Raw genomic sequence first — 6,488 nt, 5'->3', positions numbered from 1 at the left:
GTGTAATCACCTGGTGGTAGGTTCGTATATTCGGCAATATGGTTTTCATGTCGGTATGCCCAATCAGATTCGAACCCTTCTAACTGCGTTCGATATTGGATTTGCTCCGGCATGGTATACCCGAGGGCGGCATAGGAAAACAAGATACGGTTGGTCCTCGCTGGTACCTTTCCCGTCGTTTCAGGGTTAATCTCTTTGCTATCGAACCGCACGCTTTGCATGACAATGGGTAAAGGGTGACTCAGTAGTTGGGATAACCGAGTCGGATTAACGCTAGTAACGCCTTTGGCAGTGGCAAAAATAATGTCTCCACGTGATGTTTTGGTTGCCGCAGGGTTTGAGCCACCGTTAGCTTGGCTGTTCAGCATGCCGTCACTTTGATCGTAATGTTCAAAGTCGATACGCGAGCGTGTTTTATCTGCAACTTGATGGGCGTGATCATAATTGATACGCCAGATACCTCGGTTACTGGATAACCAAAAGCTTTGATCATCACCTTTCACAATTTGAAAGAACTTATCAATTGGTAGGCCCTGCGGTCTGCCGACTAAAGCTTGGTGGCCGTCAGCTTGTCGATAGCGCACAATACCGCGATCTGTGGCCATCCAAACGTACCCCGGCTCGTGGAAAAAGCCAAAAACATATTGAGCCTGCTCTTGTGCAGAAAAATCGAGCGTAGTGATTGTCTTTTCTAACAGATAGCTGGCACCGCGTCCGGTGCCAATCCATAGCTTATCGGTGTCATCAAATGCCAGCGACATAATGTAGCTGCCAGGTAACGCACTGTTTTGGCTATGATAGAGAGCCTGTTTTTGATAAGGCACTGATGCTGCGGTTGGTGATTTGCTTTGGTGTTGATCAAACTCGACTAAGCCACGTGGTGTTCCCACCCATAAGACGCCATTACGTTCGACAACTGCTCGTATTTCGCTATCTGGCAATTGGTCATTGATGGTGTTGGCCGCCGTGAGTGAGCCTTGGTGCCAGTAGTAGAGCCCTTTTTGATAAGTCCCTACCCATAGTCCGCCTTGCTGTCGATGTGCGAGACTAAGGACTGAAATATTATCGGCGAGTACGCGTGCGTTGCCCGCTATCGTATTAATCTGACTCAATCCTTCGCTGGAACCCGCCCAAACAGTATCGCCGTCACCTCCCAGTACGGTGCGCACATAGTTACCTGCGAGTCCATTGTCTTTGGTTAAGGTGACAAAAGGGGCGTAACGAAGCCGCATTGCTCCGCCGTTAGTGCCTATCCAGATACTGCCCTCATTATCCTCAAACCATGAAAGAATACGATTATTCGGGAGTCCTCGATGACCATCCAGGAAGTCGAGATGATTGTCACGCAGGTGTGCGATCCCACGGTTGAGTGTGCCAAACCAATAGGTCCCGCGGCTGTCTTGTTCGACCATGGTGATCGCTTGGTTGAGCAATGCGCTTGCCAATGGCGTCCAACGTTCGTTTTTATAGCGCCATGCACCGCTTTCAGATCCCACTAACAATGCGCCATCTTGACTACTGGAAACATAAAATGCTTTGGTAAAAAGGTTATGAAACGAAAGATGAGCGGCGCCGGCGTGTTTGGAAAGCTGGTAAACACCGTCCTCAGTGGCGGCATAAACATGGCCTTGATCGGTTTGTGCTAAGTGGTAACTACTGGTCGTCTTAATAAAATGCTGAGGATCTGGGCTTGGCTGCCTCAGCTGTTTGGACGTGTAATAGAGCACGCCCATCCCCTCTATGGCAAGCCACAATCCTCCAGACTGGTCATGCAGCGCATCGTTAATTAAGCTTGGTGCCACCGGTAAGTTCTGCCAAGAAAAGCCGCTGCGCATCACTAGGCTGCCGCGAGCGCCCCCTGCGTATAATTGGTTATCAGGTCCAGTGGCGAGTGCACGGGTACCGGAGTCTTGCATGTGCGTGTTCGGGCCGCGATCAAACAGGACAAATTCGAGTCCGTTGTAGCGAGCGACGCCTTCCCACGTTGCAAACCACAAGTAGCCATCAGAGGTCTGTTCAATGGCATTGATGCTGTTATGCGGCAACCCGTTGGCCGTTGTCCATGTTTCAATAAAATAGTCAGAAAGCGGGTTATCATCCGCATAGCCTAACGGTGTAAAACCAAGCCAGCAAAAAAGTAAAGTGCATACAAGACGTTGGGCTAGTCGTGTGGGGAAAAGTTTTTGTACGTTCCTTGGATGCATCTTTTGTTCTTTGCTCCGATTGCAAGTAGACTGGCGATTCTATCTTAATCACTGATTGATTCTTGGACATTGTGGTCAGGTTTTAACAGCAAGTTGAGAGAGATCACACCAAAAATATGAACATCAAGCAGATGTGACCTTTGATGATGCAGTTTATGGCGATTCGCCAGCAATTATTAACACAAATCGATCGCGGGCTACTGGCTCCAGGGAAAAAGTTACCGGGGGAGCGACAGCTCGCGGAGACGTTTTCGACTACGCGCGTGACCTTGCGCGAGGCGCTTGCTGTATTAGAAGCAGAGGGGCGCTTGTATCGGCGAGATCGTCGAGGTTGGTTTGTCGCACCCACGCCGTGTCCTTATGATCCGACTCAGTTAAGCGATTGGCAGGAGTATTTTGGACCGTATGGTGGCCAGTTTGTTTGGCATGCTCAAACCAAGAAGATGGCTGATGCTGCGATCAGCGATCACATGTTACTTCCTCCTTTCGGTCAAGTGTATGAAGGCGAGGGGCGCGTATGTATCGAGCAATTACCGGTGGGATGGATACGGACGTTTCTGCACCCTGATTTCTTCCCCACTGTGTGGGAGACTGGTGACAAGGCGAGGCTAGATCATACGATACGCACTAACCGGGCGCTTGCAATGGCTGAGGTCAGTTGGTCAAGTGCTTGGGAGGCGCTCGCCTCGTCGCAAAGTGTTGGCTTAGAGGTCGCGCCAGGCACACCGGCATTGATGTTGACACGCTATTGGCGGATACCGCAAGCAGACACGTGGCAAACAGTGCGTATTGATCAAGAATGGTGGCGGCAACATGCAGTTGCGCTGTGTGGACGTTCCACCAACCAGAAGAGCGGATCAGCACAACAGGTCGATTAGGTCTTCAATACTGAATGCGCGCGTCACTAAAGGGTGATCAGTCGTCCGCACATTGGGGTTAGCGTTAAAATGAACAGTACGCATGTGTGCGTTAATCCCTGCTTGGATCCCTTTGTTGGTATCGTCGATAAAGATGCATTGCTCTGTGGGGCAGGCCATATTCATTGCGGCATAGTGAAGGAGATCAGGAGCAGGCTTCCAGCTGTTGGTGTCAAAAGCACTGAACAAGCGATGTTGGAAATAAGGCAGCAGCTTGGTGAGTGCTAATGCGTGTTCCATTTTTTCAACAGGGCCATTGGAGGCGACACAGGTATCAATACCTTGCTGATTAAGCGTCTTGATTAGCGTTTCTATGCCTTTAACTGGTTGTAGCTCCGCTTCAAAGTACTGATGGCATAAATCACGAAAACGCGGCTCGAGCTGGTCGATAGGGATATGTACGCCGCTTCGCTCACACGTGCTTTGCAGTACATCTGAGAGCTTTCCACCTTCGAAGTGATCAAGAGATTCTTGTAAGCTAATCACGACGCCAAATGTCGCGAAAGTTTCCACCAAGGCTTTATGCGATAGTTTCTCTGAGTCAACCAGTGTGCCGTCGCAATCGAATATGACGCAGCCAACTGGGGCCTCAAATCTGTTGTAAGACATAGTCACTCCCTTGTTCCTCTCCTTGTATCCTTAGATGCGCACGGTCAATCAACAAGTCGATGACATCGGAAATGCCAACTGTGTCTTACATTCTTGCCTGTTTCGTTATCAAAGTTAGTCAGGGATCGACTTTTGCCATACCCAATATTGGCGATGGATGATCACCGCTGACACTTCAATTAAAGGTAGGCACTTCAATCAAACGCAGGTCATCATTTAATTTTGATCATCGTTTATCCAAGGGAACAGTGTTTGACGTTGAGAGGGTGTCAGCGCTTCAACGCAGGCAACGTTGCGCTCAGGGATAAGTGCGGGATCTTGACCATAATGCTCAAGCGCACGCGACATGCTTGCTTCTCGAATTAAATGGAAGCATGGATAAGGAGAGCGATTGGTAAGGTTTTCGCTATCTTCTGGAGCGCAGCCGTCAAAACAGTATTCAGGATGAAAACTCGCGACCTGGAACCGGCCACGCCAACCGTAATGATCAATCAGCGTATCGGTGGCTTCAACCAGTGCAAGGTAGTGATCAAAGTCTGCTAGTGCATCGGGGACGACGACCACGGTTGTATCTGTGATGGTGGCGTCTGTCTGCGTCAGATGCACAAATGCGTGATAAATCGCTTCGAGGATGGCGTCATCATCCGTTGCATAACAGATATCTAGCCGAATTTGTTGGTTGCGACGGGGCTTGGCGGCGAATGGACAGAGATTTAGTCCGATCACGACATCATCGAGCCATGCATCCATTTGTGTTTGTATCGTATTCATAAAAGATCGCTCATAGGAGTGGCGCATTAGCAGATAACGACTACGTCTTGGGTTATTAGTGTTTTTGTGGCTGAGATTGGTAGGCTTTGGTTCCCCATAGCGGAACTGTCGAAAGACTATGTTTAAAGCTGCCTGACGTTTCTTTGGTCGAGTACGACAAATACATAAGCGTTTGATTTTTAGCATCGAAAATACGACGAATTTTCATTGACTTAAAAAATATACTTTTCGACTTTCTAAATACTATTTCGCCGGATGTACTTTTATCGATATTGGCAAGCATCTCGGGCGTAATCTCGCCAGTTTGTCGGCATGAAATCGCGCTGTCGCTTGGATCAGAAAAGCTCAAATCAGCCTCAACAGACGCAACATGGCATGTGACGCCACTGACCACAGGATCAACAAGGTGATTGAGTTTAATGTCTTTCATGGTGAACATGCCTAAGCTGACATCGCCCACTTCATCGTTTTCACAACCGACTAGTGTCGCCGTTAAAGCCAAAATCAATAGCGTTTTTCTCATCGTTATACCCCTTGTTAAGTTGTGGTCGAAGTGTACCACAGCCAATACTAGGTATGGGGTATCAATCAGCGTTTATCGCCGGCGTAGTAGATAAGGGGGGGGCTAATTGGCTATCAAAACGAGAAGCTGAGTGCCACATTTATGGCACATCAGTTATTACGAAATTGCGCGTCGCCATCTTTACCGGACAGAGACTCTGGCTCGAATGTCAACAACACGTGTGCGGCATCACAATAGCTACCGGTGTCAGCAAATGTTTTGCGTGCTGCAGCAATCTTGCGTTCGGCAATCCGACGGATATTTTGCGTGTTCGTTTGGTTGCTGAATGTCATTTGCTGGCTGATCATTTCTTGTCCAAACGTCGATTTGCAAATAGCCTCATTCTTTCCTGTCACCAGCTGTTCGGCTTTTGGTTTATCCTCTGTATTGGCGTGAGCGAAGACACTCATAAGGAGAATAAAAACCGCAAATGTTCTCATCATGCTTTCGGCTTCCTATGCTATTTGTTTCAATCTTAGCATTAAGCAGCGACGTCGCCCACTGGCGACGTCAAAACAAGATAAGTATTTGGGGAAGAGGGTGATTAGACTGAGATATCACTTTCGATTGTCGTTGAGCTTGGCCGAGTTTTTGGTACGAAACTCAACTTCTTTGCCTCAACAAGATACCCGAGAGCCGAAAGCCAAATGAGTGAATAAGCGACTAACTCAGTACTTTCTTCAGCGATATTTTTCACATCTCGCACGTAGTTGGCGCCCATTGCTTGTTCCCATAACTCGCCCATACCAAACAAACGTGAATACACGAGTAACAGCGCTAATGCGATCATTAAAACCGTGCTGTGTCTTGAATGGATTGCGTGCGCAAGGCTAGTGAGGGTTTCACGCCAGTGTTTCAATGCGGGCCAAATGGCGAGCCCCGTTACAATTAATGCCGGCACTTTCCAAAAACCATGCATCACCATATCAAGTGTGGCATCCAGCTCTCGGATCATTAATACCAAAAAAAAGGCACTCATTAGCCCAGCTGCGTGGTGAAGGGATTGACTGAACTTAGCGACACGACGAAACGCAAATACCGTCGCGGCGAGTAGCCCCAATTGGGAAAGCTCAATCAATGATGATTCGGAAGCAACGTTGTGCGACGCGACACTGTAATGAACAATGCCTGCAATACCTGCGAAGTAAAGGGCGATTGCAAAAAATTGTCCGGCGCCTTTAAGCACCGTACGTGCAGCACATGAAGATCGTGGTAATGTCATATTATCCTCAATTCGATAAAACGATCTGCCCGTCCGTAGCAGGTGTCACCACCCTATGTGTGACCCTTGTCCCAAAAATGTCATTTGGATCGATAGTACGGTGGGCTTCATTAAACTGCAATAATTTATGTGATCAATGTCACTATATGTTCAGGAGTGCGTCAGGATTGTGAGCATTTATTCGTTAGGTGCCTGGTTAGATC

General features: G+C 48.3%; 7 protein-coding genes. 1 reads left to right on the top strand and 6 read right to left on the bottom strand.

The window, feature by feature from the left end:
• Positions 1–2,204: two-component regulator propeller domain-containing protein (locus BZG79_RS09860; protein ID WP_077774294.1), on the bottom strand; the 2,204-nt coding region annotated here is incomplete at its 3' end.
• A gap of 143 nt (positions 2,205–2,347) precedes the next feature.
• Between BZG79_RS09860 and BZG79_RS09855 the strand changes: the two genes are divergently transcribed.
• Entirely contained in the window at positions 2,348–3,082 is a 735-nt protein-coding gene (locus BZG79_RS09855) for a GntR family transcriptional regulator (RefSeq protein WP_108743267.1), read from the top strand.
• On the opposite strand, the gene BZG79_RS09850 is transcribed toward BZG79_RS09855, so the two are convergent.
• From BZG79_RS09850 to BZG79_RS09830, 5 genes are all read right to left on the bottom strand, one after another.
• Entirely contained in the window at positions 3,062–3,730 is a 669-nt protein-coding gene (locus BZG79_RS09850; RefSeq protein ID WP_077774293.1) for an HAD-IA family hydrolase, read from the bottom strand. The genes BZG79_RS09855 and BZG79_RS09850 overlap by 21 nt on opposite strands.
• Before the next feature lie 216 nt (positions 3,731–3,946).
• Positions 3,947–4,501, bottom strand: coding sequence for a DUF1415 domain-containing protein (locus BZG79_RS09845; protein ID WP_077774292.1), 555 nt, complete (start codon positions 4,499–4,501; stop codon positions 3,947–3,949).
• Positions 4,502–4,556: 55 nt separating this feature from the next.
• Positions 4,557–5,024, bottom strand: a complete 468-nt coding sequence (locus BZG79_RS09840; protein WP_077460804.1) for a CreA family protein — start codon at positions 5,022–5,024, stop codon at positions 4,557–4,559.
• A 149-nt stretch (positions 5,025–5,173) separates the two neighbouring features.
• Entirely contained in the window at positions 5,174–5,506 is a 333-nt protein-coding gene (locus BZG79_RS09835; RefSeq protein ID WP_077576166.1) for a hypothetical protein, read from the bottom strand.
• 101 nt (positions 5,507–5,607) lie between these two features.
• A complete protein-coding gene (locus BZG79_RS09830; RefSeq protein ID WP_021024068.1) occupies positions 5,608–6,285 on the bottom strand; it encodes a hypothetical protein in 678 nt (225 codons plus the stop codon).
• Positions 6,286–6,488 lie beyond the last annotated feature (203 nt).

The sequence above is a fragment of the Salinivibrio sp. MA427 genome (genome assembly GCF_001996115.1).
Taxonomy (GTDB): domain Bacteria; phylum Pseudomonadota; class Gammaproteobacteria; order Enterobacterales; family Vibrionaceae; genus Salinivibrio; species Salinivibrio costicola.
Note: the sequence above shows the minus strand (reverse complement) of the source record. Positions and strands in the feature narration are given on the sequence as shown.